General features: G+C 67.7%; 16 protein-coding genes. 3 read left to right on the top strand and 13 right to left on the bottom strand.

Annotation, left to right across the window (positions count from 1 at the left end; translation table 11 throughout):
* Positions 1 to 2: 2 nt before the first annotated feature.
* Positions 3 to 212: a DUF6886 family protein gene (locus ACFU4Z_RS10735; protein WP_379061339.1), complete on the top strand. Its 210-nt coding sequence runs from the start codon at positions 3 to 5 to the stop codon at positions 210 to 212.
* Here the strand turns inward: ACFU4Z_RS10735 and ACFU4Z_RS10730 are convergent.
* The 7 genes from ACFU4Z_RS10730 to ACFU4Z_RS10700 form a co-directional block, all read right to left on the bottom strand.
* Positions 151 to 1,047, bottom strand: a complete 897-nt coding sequence (locus tag ACFU4Z_RS10730; RefSeq protein ID WP_379061337.1) for a TIGR03619 family F420-dependent LLM class oxidoreductase — start codon at positions 1,045 to 1,047, stop codon at positions 151 to 153. The genes ACFU4Z_RS10735 and ACFU4Z_RS10730 overlap by 62 nt on opposite strands.
* A 132-nt stretch (positions 1,048 to 1,179) precedes the next feature.
* The gene (locus ACFU4Z_RS10725; RefSeq protein ID WP_379061334.1) at positions 1,180 to 2,559 is read right to left on the bottom strand and encodes an MFS transporter; all 1,380 of its coding nucleotides are present in this window, start codon (positions 2,557 to 2,559) and stop codon (positions 1,180 to 1,182) included.
* Positions 2,560 to 2,780: 221 nt separating this feature from the next.
* Positions 2,781 to 4,214 (bottom strand): hypothetical protein, encoded by a 1,434-nt coding sequence (locus ACFU4Z_RS10720; RefSeq protein WP_379061332.1) that lies wholly within the window; start codon positions 4,212 to 4,214, stop codon positions 2,781 to 2,783.
* Positions 4,215 to 4,304: 90 nt separating this feature from the next.
* Positions 4,305 to 4,964 (bottom strand): response regulator, encoded by a 660-nt coding sequence (locus tag ACFU4Z_RS10715; protein WP_379061330.1) that lies wholly within the window; start codon positions 4,962 to 4,964, stop codon positions 4,305 to 4,307.
* A 2-nt stretch (positions 4,965 to 4,966) separates the two neighbouring features.
* A complete protein-coding gene (locus ACFU4Z_RS10710) occupies positions 4,967 to 6,154 on the bottom strand; it encodes a sensor histidine kinase (RefSeq protein ID WP_379061327.1) in 1,188 nt (395 codons plus the stop codon).
* An 84-nt stretch (positions 6,155 to 6,238) separates the two neighbouring features.
* Positions 6,239 to 6,895: a TMEM175 family protein gene (locus ACFU4Z_RS10705; RefSeq protein WP_379061325.1), complete on the bottom strand. Its 657-nt coding sequence runs from the start codon at positions 6,893 to 6,895 to the stop codon at positions 6,239 to 6,241.
* Positions 6,896 to 6,929: 34 nt separating this feature from the next.
* The gene (locus tag ACFU4Z_RS10700; RefSeq protein WP_379061323.1) at positions 6,930 to 7,517 is read right to left on the bottom strand and encodes a TetR/AcrR family transcriptional regulator; all 588 of its coding nucleotides are present in this window, start codon (positions 7,515 to 7,517) and stop codon (positions 6,930 to 6,932) included.
* Between the two features lie 73 nt (positions 7,518 to 7,590).
* Here ACFU4Z_RS10700 and ACFU4Z_RS10695 point away from each other — a divergent pair, with 73 nt between their 5' ends.
* Positions 7,591 to 8,310, top strand: coding sequence for an SDR family oxidoreductase (locus tag ACFU4Z_RS10695; RefSeq protein WP_379061321.1), 720 nt, complete (start codon positions 7,591 to 7,593; stop codon positions 8,308 to 8,310).
* 95 nt (positions 8,311 to 8,405) lie between these two features.
* Positions 8,406 to 8,801, top strand: coding sequence for an ankyrin repeat domain-containing protein (locus ACFU4Z_RS10690; RefSeq protein WP_379061319.1), 396 nt, complete (start codon positions 8,406 to 8,408; stop codon positions 8,799 to 8,801).
* A 22-nt stretch (positions 8,802 to 8,823) separates the two neighbouring features.
* Here the strand turns inward: ACFU4Z_RS10690 and ACFU4Z_RS10685 are convergent, their stop codons facing one another.
* From ACFU4Z_RS10685 to ACFU4Z_RS10660, 6 genes are all read right to left on the bottom strand, one after another.
* Complete coding sequence (locus tag ACFU4Z_RS10685) at positions 8,824 to 8,988, bottom strand: hypothetical protein (RefSeq protein ID WP_328404588.1); 165 nt, start codon at positions 8,986 to 8,988, stop codon at positions 8,824 to 8,826.
* Between the two features lie 117 nt (positions 8,989 to 9,105).
* Entirely contained in the window at positions 9,106 to 9,870 is a 765-nt protein-coding gene (locus ACFU4Z_RS10680; protein WP_379061315.1) for a 3-oxoacyl-ACP reductase, read from the bottom strand.
* Between the two features lie 27 nt (positions 9,871 to 9,897).
* Positions 9,898 to 11,259, bottom strand: coding sequence for an aldehyde dehydrogenase family protein (locus ACFU4Z_RS10675; RefSeq protein ID WP_379061313.1), 1,362 nt, complete (start codon positions 11,257 to 11,259; stop codon positions 9,898 to 9,900).
* A gap of 109 nt (positions 11,260 to 11,368) precedes the next feature.
* The gene (locus tag ACFU4Z_RS10670) at positions 11,369 to 12,124 is read right to left on the bottom strand and encodes a gamma-glutamyl-gamma-aminobutyrate hydrolase family protein (RefSeq protein WP_379061311.1); all 756 of its coding nucleotides are present in this window, start codon (positions 12,122 to 12,124) and stop codon (positions 11,369 to 11,371) included.
* Positions 12,105 to 13,469 (bottom strand): glutamine synthetase family protein, encoded by a 1,365-nt coding sequence (locus ACFU4Z_RS10665; protein WP_379061308.1) that lies wholly within the window; start codon positions 13,467 to 13,469, stop codon positions 12,105 to 12,107. Before ACFU4Z_RS10665 ends, ACFU4Z_RS10670 begins: the two co-directional genes overlap by 20 nt.
* A gap of 122 nt (positions 13,470 to 13,591) precedes the next feature.
* Entirely contained in the window at positions 13,592 to 16,729 is a 3,138-nt protein-coding gene (locus ACFU4Z_RS10660; protein ID WP_379061306.1) for a BTAD domain-containing putative transcriptional regulator, read from the bottom strand.

Raw genomic sequence — 16,729 nt, 5'->3', positions numbered from 1 at the left:
GCGTGTACCCCGAACCTGGTCAGGTACTGCACTTCTCCAAGGATCCGACCATCCGGCGATTCGTTCCGCGCAGCACGGCGACACCACGCCCCGAGGCGTATGTCTGGGCAGTCGACTGCACGAAGCGGCTGGCGTCCAGCTCCGATCGACTCAGCGCAACAGGTCGAGCAGGCGGATCGCCGTTTCCACGGTGCTGTCGTAGGAATCGGTGACGTACATCAAATCGACGAAGAAATCATCGAACAGCGTGTCGGCGGCGACGCGGCGGATCGTCTCGGCGATCTGCTCGGTCGGCGTGCCGGCTCGAACATTGACCCGCAGGATCGTCTCGATGGTGGCCGGATCACGATCGGCCTGCTCCGCAGCCGTGTCGACGACGGTGCGCAACGCGCGCAGTCGCGACCCCCAATCCGGTGGGGTCGGCACCGGCACCACCGGCAACCAACCGTCGGCCCGGCGACCTACACGCTCCAGACTGGCCGGAGTGAATCCTGCGAGATGAATCGGCGGTCGTGGACGCTGCACCGGCTTCAGTTCGGCGCGATGTTCCGGCACCGAGACCAGTGTGCCGGTGTAGCCCGCGGGATCGGTGGTCCAGATCGCCTCGAGCGCGTCCAGGGTCTCCTCGAGCCGAATTCCGCGCTTGGTGAACGGCACACCAGCGGCTTCGTACTCCTCCGGTGACCACCCGATTCCGAAACCGGCCACCAGCCTGCCCCGGCTCGCCACGTCGATCGTGGTCAGCGAGCGAGCAAGCAGCGCAGGGCGATACAGCGGCGCGATCAGCACATTGGTGCCCAACCGCACCCGCTCGGTCGTCGTGGCCGCCATGCCGAGCAGCAGGAACGGATCGAGCACCGCATTGAACTCCTCCGGAATCGTGGGACCACCGCCGTAGCCGACCTTCGGATTCGTCGCCGCGATCAGCCGCTCACCGACCCACAGACTGTCCGCCCCCGCTCTCTCCATCTCCCCCGCGAACTCCGCCACCCGATGACCCTCATGCGCGTGCGCGCCATGCTGCGGTATCGAAACGCCAATCTTCATCCCCCCGTCCTACCAAACGCCGCCCACCGCCCCATCACCCCGTTATCACCACCCGATCATCACGACGAACGGGACATGGCGCAGGCCCGGCGAGCGGCCGCTGCGTCATGTCCCGTTCGTGGTGCCTCCGGGTTATTCGGCTGGGATCACCTGATGTGGTGGCTGAAGCGGCTGTCGAGGAGGGGCGGTCGCGGCTGTCGCGACGATCGGTAGCTCGCCGCTGTTGGCATCGGGGACATCGGTGCCACGCAAAGAGGTTCCCGCGGTTTCGCGCAGGAACGTCCAGGCGAACAGGCCGATCAGTGAGGCGCCGACCATGTACGCGGCGGGGAACAGTGACCAACCGGTGGCCTCGATGGCGGCTTCGTTGACAAGCGGGGCGGTGCCGCCGAATACCGCGGTGGAGACGTTGTAGCCCAACGCGAATCCCGCGTAGCGGACGTGGGTGGGGAAGATCGCGGGGAAGGTCGAGCTGATGGTCGAGAGCTGCGGCACGTACAGCAGGCCGAGAACGATGAATCCCGTGATGGCCCAACCGGTTCCCTGTCCCATGAGCCAGTACATCGGGAGGGCGAACACGGCGAGACCGACCAGCGAGAACAGCCACATCGGGCGACGGCCGACGCTGTCGGACAATCGGCCGAAGAACGGCAACACCGCCATCATCACCAGCTGACCGATCAGCATCATCGCCGTGGTGGCCGACTCGCCCATGCCGATGGTGTGCTGCAGATAGGTCGGCTGGTAGGTCAGCAGCGTGTAGTTCACCACGTTGAGGGCGACGACGAGCCCCGCCAGGGTCAGCACCTCGCGCCGATAGGTGGTCATCAACTCGCGCAGGCCGCCCTTGGGGTGCGACTGCTCGGCGACCTCGGTGAACACCGGGGATTCGTCGAGGTGCGACCGCAGATACCAGCCGATCAGGCCGAGCGGCACCGCGAGCAGGAACGGCACGCGCCAGCCCCATTCGTGCATCGCATCCGATCCCACGACAAGCTGACAGGCCAGCACCACCGCGGAGCCGCCGACGAACCCGCCCAGGGTGCCGAACTCCAGGAAGCTGCCATAGAAACCCCGCCGCTTGTCGGTACAGGTTTCGGCCAGATATGTTGCCGCGCCGCCATATTCGCCGCCGGTGGAGAAGCCCTGTACGACGCGCAGCGCGATGAGCAGGACCGGCGCGAACCAGCCGACCTGCGCGTGCGTCGGCAGCAGGCCGATGGCGCCGGTCGCGGCAGCCATCAACAGAATGGTGGTGGCCAGCACCACTTTTCGGCCGAGCCGGTCACCGAGCGGTCCCCAGACCATGCCGCCCAGCGGACGCAGCACGAACGACACGGCGAAACCGAGCATGGTTCCCAGCGTGCCGAGGTCGCCGGGGAAGAACGCGTCGGTGAGGTAGGTGGCCGTCGCGGCGTACACGCCGTAGTCGAACCATTCGGTGGCGTTGCCCATGGCTGAGGCGGCGACGGAGCGCCGTAACGGTATCGCCTCGGTTGCGCGATCAGTCATGTACGCCTCCTCTCCCGCCATCCCAGCGGACATCATTTCGTGACAGCCCGCTCCGAATGTCAGAGTTTCAGCACGAAACCAACCGATACCCGCGTTTCCCGGGCGGCAAACCCGACCCTGCCCTGACCACCCGCCGACATGGCCGTTGCGACCTGCGCAAACAACGCCCATTGTGAGCGTCGTCACCACGAGGCGAATCGGGTCTCAGCCGTGCGGGCACCTCATCGCCATCGAGACCGGCCGCCGGACCGCCCACGCCGGGGCCACCACGCACCGGCTATCGCGATCGCGAACGCCAGCACCGACCACCACCCGAACCAGTCGCCGAACCGCACGTAGATCGTGGTGCCGGAGTCCAGTGGAATCGACGCCGCCACCGAGCGCGTGATCGTGATATCCGTTTCCACTGACGCGAGGACGTGACCGCGCGAATCGCTGGCGACCAATTCACCGAGTTGCGGCGCCCGTGCGATGCCGACGCCCGATTCGATGCCGCGGATCACCGCCATCCGACTGTGCAGCCAGCGGTCTTCGGTGAAGTCGAGCGCCGGCACCAGCAGCAAGGTCGCGCCTTGGCGCCGGTTCTCACGGACGAGGGATGGTCGATCCAGGTCGAAACACACTGCCAGCGCCCATGGTTCGCCGGGCACACGCTGCCACTGGATGCCCGGTCGCAACTCGTCCTCCAGCCCGCGGATCAGGTAATGCTTGGCGTAGACCACACCGGACGGATAGTCGATCGCGGCGTTGACACTGGCGCCATGGGTAGTGAGGATCAATCCCGCGACGACGTGGATGTCGCGGCGAATAGCGACATCCGTCAGCGGGCCCGCCAGCAACGGCAGCGTCGATTCGTCTGCACGCCAGGCCTTTTCGGGGAACACCACAGCTCGCACACCTTGATCGGCGAGCCGTTCGATCTCGATGACCGCGCGCGCCACCATGTCCCGGCCGTCCGGCGAGTCCACCGCGATGTAGTCCGGCGGCTGGGACAGCGCGACAAGGCCGACTCGCACCTGGTCACGCTCCGGCGCAACGGCCGAGTGCCAGAACCCGAATACGGCGAACGCGACGAGCACCACGGCGCTCGCACCGGCGGCGCGGAGTCGCTGAGCGTGCGTCACCGCGGGCGCGGCGAGCACCGCGATGGTCGCGGGGACAAGCAGGGTCAGGAATGTGATGCCCCACGGTCCGGTCAGCGCCGCCGATTGGACCAGCGGCAGCACGTCGGCCTGGGTGTAGGCGATGCTCCACCACGCACCGAACGGCCCGATGACCGCGAGCAGGAACTCGAAGCTCACCCAGCCCGCGGGCAGCGCGAGCACCGCGAGGCCGGGACGGCCGCGCAGCAGCAACGCGCGCATGATGACCACCACCACGCCGGATACACCGGCGGTGACGATGAGGAGCAGCACCGTGACCGGAACCGGCTGCTCCAAGGTCTCGGTGAAGTAGGGCCACAGCTGCAGTCCGCCACCCAGCCACGACAGGGCACCCGCGAGAAACGCCGCGACCGCCGATACTCGCGGGGCGAGCAGCAGCACCGGCAACGGCGCGATAAATGCCACGCCTGGCAACGGATGCAGGCCGGTGCCGTAGCGCCACAGCAGCGCGGACAACAGGACCGCCGCGGCCAGGGTCAGGAAACGCTTCATCGAGGAACTCCACGGATCGTTGATCGGATGCGATCCGATGCTCCTCGTGTCGACCGGACCACCGCATCGCCGAGACGAGCGGTCTCCGGTTCACTCTCGGGTGCGACCGGGGATGACGAGGCCCGCCTCATAGGCGAAGACCACGGCCTGCACGCGGTCACGCAGCCGCAACTTCGTCAGCACCGAACTGACATGGGTCTTCACCGTGTGCTCGCTGACCACAAGTGCCGCGGCGAGTTCGGCATTGGACAACCCCGCGGCGAGCCTGCGCAAAATCTCGCGTTCACGTTCGGTCAGGTCGTCGAGCTGTCTGACCAGCTCGGGGCGGGAATGGCCGCGGTGGACCAGGTCGGCGATGAGTCGGCGAGTGACGGTGGGCGCGAGCAGCGCCTCCCCCGCGGCGACCACGCGAACGGCCTCGACCAATTCCTCGCGGCGCACATCTTTGAGCAGAAAGCCGCTCGCGCCGGCTCGCAGCGCGTCGTAGACGTATTCGTCGAGGTCGAACATGGTCAGCACCAGCACTTTCGCATCGGTCTCCGCGCAGATGCGCCGGGTCGCGCCGACTCCGTCCAGCCGCGGCATCCGCACATCCATGACCACGACGTCCGGCGCCAAGGCGACGGCCTGCTCGATCGCCTCCAGCCCGTCGGCGGCTTCACCGACCACGGTGATGTCGGGCTGGGCGTCGAGGATCAGCCGGAAGCCGGCACGGAAGAGGTCCTGATCGTCGACAACGAGCACCCGCATGCTCAACTCTCCTGTGCGATGGGTAGTTCGGCGGCGACATCGAAGCCGCTGCTCGACGGTCCGTGGTGCAGTGTTCCGCCGGAGCCGCCGACGCGTTCGCGCATCCCTAGCAGACCGTGCCCGGTCGTTCCCGGCCCGCTCGCGCTCGGCCCGCCCGTGCCCGCATCGCCCCGGCCGTCGTCGGACACCCGGACAATCAATCGATCCTCCGACCACCGCAGCGACACCCGCACGCAGGTGGCGTGCGCGTGCTTCCCGGTGTTCGTCAGCGCCTCCTGAACCACCCGATACGCGGTGACCGCGACCTCGCCGGACACCGAGCGGCGCGGCCCGTATTCCTCGAAGGAGGCGGCCAGCCCGCTGCGCCGCGACATCTCGACCAAGTCGGCTATCGCATCGATGCCGGGCTGATGCGGCAGGTCGACCGTCCGGCCGCGCAATGCGCCGAGACTGTGCCGAAGCTGTTGCACCGCTGCGCGGCCCGTCTCGGCGATGCCCGCGAAGGCCGCGTCGGCCCGCGCCGGATCGACCCTGGTCAGCAGCGGCCCCGTCTCGGCTTGCACGATCATCAGCCCGACCGAATGCGCGACGATGTCGTGCATATCGCGCGCGATCCGCAATCGTTCCCGGTCCACCGCGGCGACCCGCTCCTCATCGAGCCGACGGGCGCGCTCCTGCAGCATCTCGATCTGCGCGCGCCTGGCGCGCACTCCGGTGCCGAGCGCCCACGCGGTGGCAAAGGACATGGCGGCGTAGCCGTAGGAGTCGGGGCTCTCGTTGGGGACGACCAGCGAGAAAAGGACGCCGACACTCACCCCGACCAGTGCCGAGCGACGCCGCCCGGTCGGACTGTAGGCGGCGATCGTGTACGCGCAGACGATGGTGCCGTAGGGCAGCGTCGGCATGGCGTGCAGGCACGCGAGCACGGTGATGGCAGGACCGACGACGAGCAGCACCGGAATGGGCGCGCGCCGACGCCACAGGACAGGAGCGGAGGCCAGCACCGAGAGGCCGACGATCCACCACGAGGCGCCGTCGACCACGGCAGGCCCGACGGAGGCGATCGTCACCGCGGCGGCGATGACGGCGTCGAGCAGACCCGGCGGAAAGGCCCGGACCCGCTCGGTCACCCGCCGTGCCACCGTGTCGGCGGCGCCGACCGCGCCCGAGACCGCACTCCGAATATCCATAGCGATCCAGTGTCTCCCGAGCACCCCACGAGCGCCTCACTCGTCCGAGTGATCCGACCCTCACCGTGACGGGCGAGCGCCGAGCTAGTCCAAGTCGTCGCCCGGCTTCGTCCCCCAGCCCTGGCTGGTGAAGCCGTAGAAGATGGCGACGACGAGGTAGAGGATCAGGGCGGCCACCGGCTGGATGAGGCCGACGCCGATGCAGATCGCGTAGATCACGATGCCCGGGTAGGCACGCACGCTCTCACGCCGGGCGAATGCGGAATCGAAGGCGGGTTCGAGCAGTTCGGGCCTGCTCACCAATCGCCACCACAGCGGCGCCCATGGCACGGTCATCATGACACCGGCGATGCCGTACAACGCGGCGGCGACCTTGGCGTCGTTGCCCGAGCCGTGCACGGCGTGCTCCGCGAGAACCATGGTGGGGAAAGGCAACACGGAGACGCCGAGCAACAGCATCAGATTCCACCAGCGGAGCACGTGATCGACATGGCGCACCCTGCTGAAGAACGCATGGTGGTTCATCCAGATCACACCGATCGTCAGGAACGACGCCAGATAGGCCACGTACGACGGCCAGATATGACCGAGAGCGCCGAGCAGATGCCCCGGTTCGTACTCGGGCAATCTGATCTCCAGAATCAGCAGCGTGATGGCGATCGCCATCACGCCGTCGCTGAAGGCTTCTACTCGGGCGGTACCCGACAACTGTCCCCTCGGGACCAGCTCCTCATCATCCATTGGCGCAGCGTAACCCCTTGATCGCCACTAATTTTCAGCGTTGCGCGAACATCGCGGCAATGCCCGCGGTGACCTCGCGCGCCAAGGCCGCGTCGACCGGCGCATGCCTGCTCAGCAGCCGATACCACATGGCGCCGAAGGCGAAATCGACGACGAGGTCCAGCGGCACCGTCGCGACCAATTCGCCGGCATCGACGCCGTGCTGCAATACCGCCCGCAGCGCCGCACGACGCGGTCCGATCACGGTGTCCTGCAATCGTTTCGACAGCACGGGATCGCGTTGCGCGTCGGCCATCAGCCCGACGAGCGCCGGTCCGGTGACCTTCCGCGCGAGCTCGTAGGTGGTCGTCAGCAGCTGTTCGATATCGCCGAGCACATCGGCGGAACCGACCGGGACCAGCGCCGTCTCGTGCTCACGACCGAGGTCGACCAGAGCCTCCATGAGGATCGAGGCTTTGTCGGGCCACCAGCGGTACACGGTCTGCCGCCCGGCTCCCGCGGCGTCGGCGATCGCCTTGATGGTCAGGTCCTGGTAGCCGTCGCGCTCACACAGCTCGAGCGCGGCATGCAGGATCGCGCGCCTGGCTTCCTCGCTGCGGGGGCGTCCCCGGGTCCCTGTCATGCGCATCACTTTACAAGACACCATGCCTCGTTTATATTTCGAGACACAGAGGTTCGTAATTCAGGAGGCTGTTGTGAGCAACAAGGTCGTCATCGTCGGTGGAACTTCGGGCATCGGGCTGGCCACCGCACGCCGACTACTGAAGAACGGCATGGACGTGGTCATCGCCGGACGAAACGAGGAACGACTCGCCGCCGCGCTGACGGAACTGGGCGCCGCAGCCACCGGTCAGCGGGTCGACGCCCGCGACGAGGCCGACCTCGCGCGCCTGTTCTCCGAGGTCGGGCCCATCGATCACCTGGTGGTGACGGTGACCGGCCCGTCAGGAACCACCCCGTTCCGCGAGATCGACCGAGAGCAGCTGCGCGCGCACTACACCGGAAAACTGATGGCCCACACCGCGACGGTGCAGGCCGCGCTCCCCTACCTGACCACGGGCGGCTCGGTCACCCTGGTGTCCGCGGCATCGGCGGGCGGGGCAATGCCGACCACCGCAGCACTGGCCGCCGTCAACGCAGGCGTCGAAGCCATGGTCCCGGTCCTTGCGGTCGAGCTGGCACCGCTGCGCGTGAACGCCGTCTCACCGGGCGTCATCGATACAGACTGGTGGAGCTTCCTGCCCGACGACACCCGCACCGGGGTCTTCGACTCCATCGCCGCCACCACGCCCGTCGGCCGGGTCGGCACCGCCGACGAGGTCGCCGACGCGATCGAATTCCTGGTCGGCAATACCTTCACCACCGGCATCGTGATTCGCGTCGACGGCGGCGCGCGCCTCGGTACACCGCGATAGGTCGGCGAGCGGGACATCGCTGCGGCGAATGCCGAGACCGGCCACAACCATGTCCCACTCGCGAGAAGGCTGCTCGTGCGGGTAGGAATGGACGGATGAGTGGTGACGAGATTGATCCCGAGTTGATCCAGTTGGCGACGAAGGTCTTCGATCTGGCCCGTCAGGGTGCGGCCGAGGCGCTCGGCGGGTATGTGGATGCCGGGGTGCCGGTGAATCTCACCAATGATCGGGGCGACACGCTGCTGATGCTGGCCGCGTATCACGGCCATCAGGAGGCTGTCGCGGCGTTGCTCGCGCGGGGAGCCGAGCCGGATCGCGCCAATGATAAGGGGCAAACTCCGTTGGCTGGGGCCGTTTTCAAGGGCGAAACCGAGATCTTGCGGGCCCTGCTCGCGGCGGGCGCGGATCCGGATGCGGGCACGCCGTCGGCGCGGGAGGCGGCCGCCATGTTCGGTAAGACCGAACTGCTGGAGCTGTTCGGCGCGTCCTGAGCGCCGAACAGCACAGCGGGCGTTACTTCAGATCATCCGCGGGCAGATACGCACCCGGGCCCGAACCATCGGAGCGACTGAAGACCGGGCGGAAATCCGCGCCGTCGGCCTCCGCGACGGGAGATGTCTCCGCAAGGACCGCGTCGTGACTGAACAGTCCGGGTGCTTGCCCGTCTTCCTGACTCATTCCTGGAGCCTCCTCCGATCGGCGGCAAATAGCGAATTATGCCGTCCACGAACAACGGTCGATCCACAACGGCGCAGGTAGCTGCGCCGAATGTCGAACAGTACATGGCGCACTCCGCTAGAGCGGAGTCACATAGGCGCCCGAGATGCCGCCGTCCACCAGGAACTGCGACGCGGTGATGAACGAGGCGTCGTCGCTGGCCAGAAAGGCCACGGCCGCGGCGATTTCCTCGGGTTCGGCAAATCGCCCCGCCGGGATGTGCACCAGGCGGCGCGCGGCGCGCTCGGGATCCTTGGCGAACAGCTCCTGTAGCAGCGGCGTGTTCACCGGGCCGGGACACAACGCATTGACCCGAATCCCGTTGCGGGCGAACTGGACACCGAGCTCCCTGCTCATCGCGAGAACTCCGCCTTTGGAGGCGGTGTAGGAGATCTGCGAGGTCGCCGCGCCCATCACCGCGACGAACGACGCGGTGTTGATCACCGAACCCTTGCCGCGCTCCAGCATGTGGCCGATGGCGTACTTACTGCACAAGTACACCGAGGTCAGATTCACCTCCTGCACCCGCCGCCACGCCTCGATGCCGGTGGTGAGGATGGAATCGTCCTCCGGCGGCGAAATTCCCGCATTGTTGAAGGCGATATCGAGGCCGCCGTAGGTGTCGACCGCGGTCTGGAACAACGACTCGACCTGGGCCTCATTGGTGACGTCGGCCTTCACGTAGAGTCCGTCGACCGCCGCTGCCGCGGCCTCACCCGCGGTGGCGTCGATATCGGCGACGACAACCTTGGCGCCCTCCGCGGCGAAGCGACGGACCGTGGCGAGGCCGATCCCGCTACCGCCGCCCGTGACGACGGCGACTCGATCTTGTAAGCGCTGCAACGTGTCTCCTCTTCGACGTGTGCTGACTCAGGTGGTTGCGATGAAGACGTTCTTGGTTTCGGTGAAGGCGAGCGCGGCGTCCGGCCCCAGCTCACGACCGAGCCCCGATTGCTTGAAACCGCCGAACGGGGTCCAGTACCGCACCGAAGAATGCGAGTTCACCGAGAGGTTCCCGGCCTCGACGCCACGCGAAACCCGCAGCGCACGGCCGACATCGCTGGTCCAGATGGACCCGGAAAGACCGTATTCGGTGTCGTTCGCGATCCGCAGGGCGTCGGCCTCGTCCTCGAAAGCCACCACCGCTACCACCGGGCCGAACACCTCCTCGGTGAGCACCCGGTCGGTCGGCGCACCGGGCAGCACAACCGTTGGCGGATACCAGAATCCGGGCCCGTCGGGCCGGTCACCGGTGAAGGCGACCTTGGTCGAAGGCTCGACGAACGCGGCGACCCGCGCCCGGTGTGCCGCCGAGATCAGCGGGCCCATCTCGGTGGCCTCGTCGGCAGGGTCACCGACTCGCACGCCGCGCACGGCCGGTTCCAGCAGCTCGAGGAACCGATCGAAGACACTGCGCTGCACCAGGATCCGCGATCGGGCACAGCAGTCCTGCCCGGCGTTGTCGAAGACCCCGTAGGGTGCGGTCGCGGCCGCCCGCTCCAGGTCGGCATCGGCGAACACGATATTCGCGCTCTTACCGCCCAATTCCAGAGTCACCCGCTTCACCTGCCGCGCGCAGCCGACCATGATCTGCTTGCCCACCTCGGTGGAACCGGTGAACACGACCTTGCGGACCGCGGGATGCGTGACGAACCGTTGCCCGACGACCGACCCCTTACCGGGCAGCACCTGGAACACACCCTCGGGCAAGCCGGCTTCGATCGCGAGTTCGCCGAGACGGATCGCCGTCAGCGGGGTCAGCTCGGCGGGCTTGAGCACCACGGTGTTTCCGGCGGCGAGCGCGGGCCCGAAGCCCCATGCCGCGATCGGCATCGGGAAATTCCACGGCACGATGATCCCGACCACGCCGAGCGGCTCGTGGAAGGTGATGTTCACCCCGCCTGGCACTGGAATCTGGCTGCCGAGCAGTCGTTCCGGAATGCCTGCGCAGTAGTGCAGCACGTCGCGGACATTGCCCGCCTCCCAGCGTGCGTTGCCGATGGTGTGCCCGGCGTTGGCGACCTCGAGTTGTGCCAGCTGTTCCAGATTCGCGTCGACGACGTCGGCGAATCGGCGCAGCAGTCGGGCTCGGTCGCCGGGCGCGACCTCGCGCCACTGCGCCGCGGCCCGGTGCGCGCGCTCGATGGCGGCGTCGGTCTGCGCCTCGGTCGTCGCCTCGATCGTTGCGACAACCTGCTCGTTCGCAGGGTTGACCACGGTGGCCGTCGTCATCGAATCAGCTCCCTTCGGTAGGCCGTCATACGCACGATGCCGCCGCCGACACGTCGTTGCGGTGTGCGCTATGGCGTGCGGTGTCCATGATTGTCTCGCTGACGCCCGCTCACGAGGCCCGCTCGCCGCGGTGTGCGGCCGCGGCCTCGACCAGGGCTCGCATCAGCCTGCGGTCGGTGGCGTTCTCCTCTGGATGCCACTGCACGCCGACCAGGAACGAACCGGTCCTCGCCTCGGCCGCTTCTATCGTGCCGTCGGTCGCATGCGCGGCCGCGACCAGGTCGGCGGCCAGCACGTCGATGGCCTGATGGTGATGGCAGTGCGCCTTCAACTCCGGCCCTGCGATGGCGGCGACCCGGCTGCCGGGCACCGTCGACACTCGAACGATATTGAACACGCCAGGAGTGCGCGAATGGTCGGTATGCCCGAGCACGTCGGGCAGGTGCTGGATCAGGGTGCCGCCCAGCGCCACATTCACCAGTTGCAGACCGCGGCAGACCGCGAGTGTCGGTATTGCGGCGGCACGAGCCAGCTCGAACAGGCCGAACTCGAAGTCGTCGCGGTCCGGACGGGTGCCCAGGGTCTGCGGATCCGGTGGCGCACCGTAGCGAGCCGGGTCGATGTCGGCCCCACCGGTCAATACCAATCCGTCCAGCCCGGCGACGACTTCCTGTCGCGCGACGCCCGCGGGCGGCAGCAGCACCGGCACCCCGCCCGCCCGCTCCACCATATCGATGTAGCTGCGTGGCAGAACCGCGCTTTCGACATCCCACGGCCCATAGCGAGCCGGCTCGCTATAGGTCGACAGCCCGATTACCGGACGTTGCCCTGCGCCACCGGCATCCTCATAGTCGTTCGAAACCACGGATTCGCTCCCAATCGGTAACCGCGGCCTCGAAGGCATCCAGCTCGACCTCTGCCGCATTCCGATAATGGTCCACCACGTCGTCACCGAACGCCGAACGCGCGACCTTGCTGTCACCGAACAGCTCGGCCGCCTCGCGCAGCGTGTGCGGCACCCGCGGACGCTGGGACCGATAGGCGTTGCCGTGGAACTCCGGTTCGAGCGGCAGCCGCCGTTCGATGCCGTGCAGACCAGCGGCGATAGACGCGGCCACCGCGAGGTAGGGATTGACGTCGCCGCCGGGAACCCGATTCTCCATGCGCAGCGAAGCCCCCGCGCCGACCACGCGCAGCGCACATGTTCGGTTGTCCCGGGCCCAGGCCAGCGCGGTCGGTGCGAAGCTGCCAGGCACGAAGCGCTTGTAGGAGTTGATGTTCGGCGCGAGAAGGTAGGTGAACTCGCGTAGGCAGTCCAGCTGTCCCGCGATGAAATGCCGCATCAGGGCGGAGGTGCCGTCCGCGCCGTCACCGGCGAATACCGGCTCACCCGATTCGCCGCGCAAACTGATGTGGATATGACACGAGTTACCCTCGCGCTCATTGTATTTCGCCATGAAGGAGAGGCTGCGCCCTTCCTGTGCGGCGATCTCCTTGGCACCGGTCTTGTAAATGCTGTGGTTGTCACAGGTCACCAATGCCTCGTCATAGCGGAATGCGATCTCGTGCTGCCCGGGACTACATTCCCCCTTCGCCGACTCGACATACATGCCAGCGCCGTCCATCTCGGTGCGAATACGCCGCAGCAGCGGTTCGATCCGCGCGGTGCCGAGCAGCGAATAGTCCACGTTGTACTGATTGGCCGGTGTGAGACCGCGATAGCCCGCGTTCCACGCGGATTCGAAGCTGTCGTCGAAGACCAGGAACTCCAGTTCGGTCCCGACGAATGCCCGCAACCCATGTTCCGCCAGCCGGGCCAGCTGTGTCCGCAGCACCTGCCGCGGCGACGGCGCGATGGGTACACCTTTGGGCTGCACATGCTCGACATCGCAGAGCACCAGCGCTGTGCCCGGCAGCCACGGCACGAGCCGCAATGTGTTCAGGTCGGGCCGCAGCACCAGATCGCCGTATCCGGTATCCCACGACGACATCGCATACCCGTCGACGGTGTTCATCTCCACATCCACGGCGAGCAGATAGTCACAGGCCTCGGTGGCGTGCCCGATCACCTCGTCCAGGAAATACTGTGCCGCGCACCGCTTTCCCTGCAGCCTGCCCTGCATGTCGGTCATCGCGACGAGCACCGTGTCGAGGGTCCCCTCCTCGACGCGCTCGCGCAGCTCCACCAGCCCCAGCATCCCCGTCCGCATCCACGACCCCTCTCGGTGCTCAACCGTGCCAACGCTAGAGCAAAAGGAGGCCATGGGTGACGGGACACACAAAACCGACAGCGGTGTCGCAGACAACTCGAACCACCACACCGGCCCCGCCGTCAGGCACTCGTCGCCAGCGGATCGGCGCACAGTACTCGAATCGCGGCGTCGCGAGTGAGCGCGGCCCCTCGGTCGTATGCCTTCGCGAATTCGTCGGCGCCCAGCAGCTCTCTGGCGCGTGCCGCTGGGCGCAGGAGGTTGTCATAGCCTCGGCGGTCCTCGATGCCGATCAGCGCCGCGCCGAGACCGATCAGAAAGGCTGCCCGGCCGGGCGCACCGTCGTGCACGGCGATCGCGGCGTACATGTGCGTCACGACCGCCACGTCCTCCGGTTGCGCGGTATCGGCGCAGGCCGCGACCGCTCGATCCAGCGTTCGACGGGCCATGGCGGTGTCGCCTGTCTGCACCGCGACCAAGGCGCGCAGTCCGGCGCACACCATCCGCGCCCGGGCCCCGAGCGCGGCGCCGGCGAAACCGGCTTCTGCCCGATCGAGTTCACGCAGCGCGACAGCACTGTGTCCCCGATGAATCTCGTACTCCGCCTCCGCCATTCGAACGTAGGCCAAGGTTCGCGGCTCCCCCGCCGCGGCGGCGTGATGGCGCGCCTCCTGCAAGGCGACCTGTGCATGATCGAGTTCACCGGCACGTACGAGTGCCGCGCCCAACTCCGCGCGAATCTCCGCGCAGTCACCGGCGATGCCGAGTTCCTCCATCACCTCCGCCGCCTGGGCGAGCTCGGCGATCCCGCGCGCGGAGTCACCGCGGCGCAGCCGTTGGCCGGCGAGCATGCGCAGCGAGGAGGCCAGCCCGAAGCGCTCGCCGAGCATCTCGAATTCGCGCCTGGCTTCGGCCAATTGGTCGAACACCAGGTCTGCGTTCGCGTGCGCCGCCATGGTCGCGAGCAGCAGCGTCATCGCCCGCTCCCACCCCGACAGCTCGCGCAGCGAGTCCGCCACCGCACGCGCACCCGCGCCGCCCTCGAGGAACGTCGGCGCGACCAACAACACCGTCTGCCCCGGCGCACCGGCCGAACCGCCTGCGCGCCTGCCGAGTTCGATCCCCCGCGCCACGGCCCGCGCACCGACCTCGGCCGAGCCGGTCTCGTACTGCATCAGGCCGTCGAGGACGAAGAGCACGGCACGGTGAGTGTCCGGCACGGGCGAATGCGGTCCGTCCTGCGAGGTAAGGATGTCGGCCGCGCCGGGGATATCGAGCACTGCCCGCGTCCATTGCAGCCGCTCGGTCTGGATGCCGCGCAGGCCCCAGTACCAGAACATCGACGCCAGCAGCCGCACACCGAGGTCGATATCGGCGCTCTCGACGGCGAATCGTAGTGCGGCCATGATGTTTTCGCGCTCGGCATCGAGCAGCGCCAAGGCCGTCAACTGGTCGGCGCCGCGCAATCGAAGGTCGGCCGCTTCGGCGAGGCGAAGGAAATAGCGTGCGTGTTCGTCGCGCAGCAGCGGACCGCGACCGTCATACGCCAGCTGTTCGAGCGCGTAGGAACGGATCGACTCGAGCATGCGGTAGCGGGTGCCCGCGCGTTCCACCAGCGACTTGTCGACGAGGTCGGTCAACACGTCGATGTCGTCGACGGCGTCCAGGCTCGCACCGGAGGGAAATACCGCAAGTCGCATCGCCAACTCCCGCTCCGAGGATGAGAGCAGCGCCCAACTCCACTCGATGACCCCGCGCAAGGTCCGATGCCGAGCCGGAGCCGTGCGGCTGCCGCTGCCGAGCAGCGCGAAACGATCGTCCAGCTTGGCGGCGATCTGCTGGACGTTCAGCGCGCGCATCCGAGCCGCGGCCAACTCGATCGCCAGCGGAATGCCGTCCAGCCTGCGGCAGATCTCCACCACCGCATCGGCATTCGCCTCGTCGACGGCGAAGTCGGGGCGGACCGCACGCGCACGGTCGACGAACAATCGCACCGCCGGATACTCGGCTGGATCGGCTACCGAATCCGCGGTCCAGGGCAGCGCGGCGAGGGGGTGCAGGTTCTCGCCACCGATGACGAGAGGCTCGCGGCTGGTGGCGAGGATGCGCAGTTGCGCACACGCTCCGAGTAATCGATCGGTGAGCTCGGCGACGGCTTCGATCAGATGCTCGCAATTGTCGAGGATCAGCATGGCACGCTGGCGCGTGAAGAACTCGACGAGCCTGGCCGTCGCGTCGCCCGCGGGCTGGTCGAGCAGACCTACCTCGCGGACACCGATCGCGGTCAACACCGCGGTGGCCACCTCGACCGGGTCGGTCACCGCCGCCAGCTCGACCAACCAGATGCCGCCCGGTGCGTCGGCATGCTCGGCCGCCTCGACGGCGAGTCGAGTCTTGCCCGCACCGCCGGGGCCGACCACTGTGACGAGCCGAGCCGTTCCCAGTGTTGTGGTAATCCGGGCGAGGTCGTCCTCCCGCCCGACAAAGCTCGTCACCTGCGCGCGCAGATTCGTGCGTCGCCTGCGCGTCGGCAGGTCGGGGTCCTGACGCAGGATCGCCAGGTGCAGGTCGGTCAGCTCGGCGGACGGGTCGATGCCCAGTTCGTCGGCCAGTTGGTCGCGGGTCCGGTCGTAGGCTCGCAGCGCCTCGGCCTGGCGGCCCGCGGCATACAGTGCGCGAATTCGTAAACCCTGCAACCGCTCCGCCAGCGGATGCGCGTCTGCCAGCGGCCGCAGTTCGTCGAGAATGTCAGTGCCCGAAGCGATCTCGATCGCGAGCCGATCTTCGGTGGCCGCAAGCCGCAACTGGTCCAGCCGCGTCGCCGCGTCGGCGGCGAAATGCAATTCGAGCAGGTCACCCAATGCGGGCCCCCGCCACAGCGCCTCTGCCTCGCGCAACATCATGAGCGCCTGCGCCGGATCGGACCCCGATGCCTGCCGCCCCACCACAACCAACTGCTCGAACCGCACCGCATCGACATCGCCGTCGTCGACAACCAGCCGATATCCCGGCGACCGCCCCTCCAGCCGGGCACTGCCGATCACCCTGCGCACCCGGGACGCCAGAGCCTGTAGCGCATTGGCCCCGTTCGCGGGCGGGCGGTCTCCCCAAATCGCCTCGGTCAGCGCATCGGCAGACACCACTCGCCCCGGCTCCATCGCCAACCGCGCCACCAACGCCCGCACCTTGACACCGACCACTTCCACCGGCCGATCGTCATCCCCACGCACTTCGAACGACCCGAGCACCAACACACGCAC

The organism is Nocardia sp. NPDC057440, from assembly GCF_042802915.1.
GTDB lineage: Bacteria > Actinomycetota > Actinomycetes > Mycobacteriales > Mycobacteriaceae > Nocardia.
This window is presented reverse-complemented; position numbering and strand designations above follow the sequence as displayed.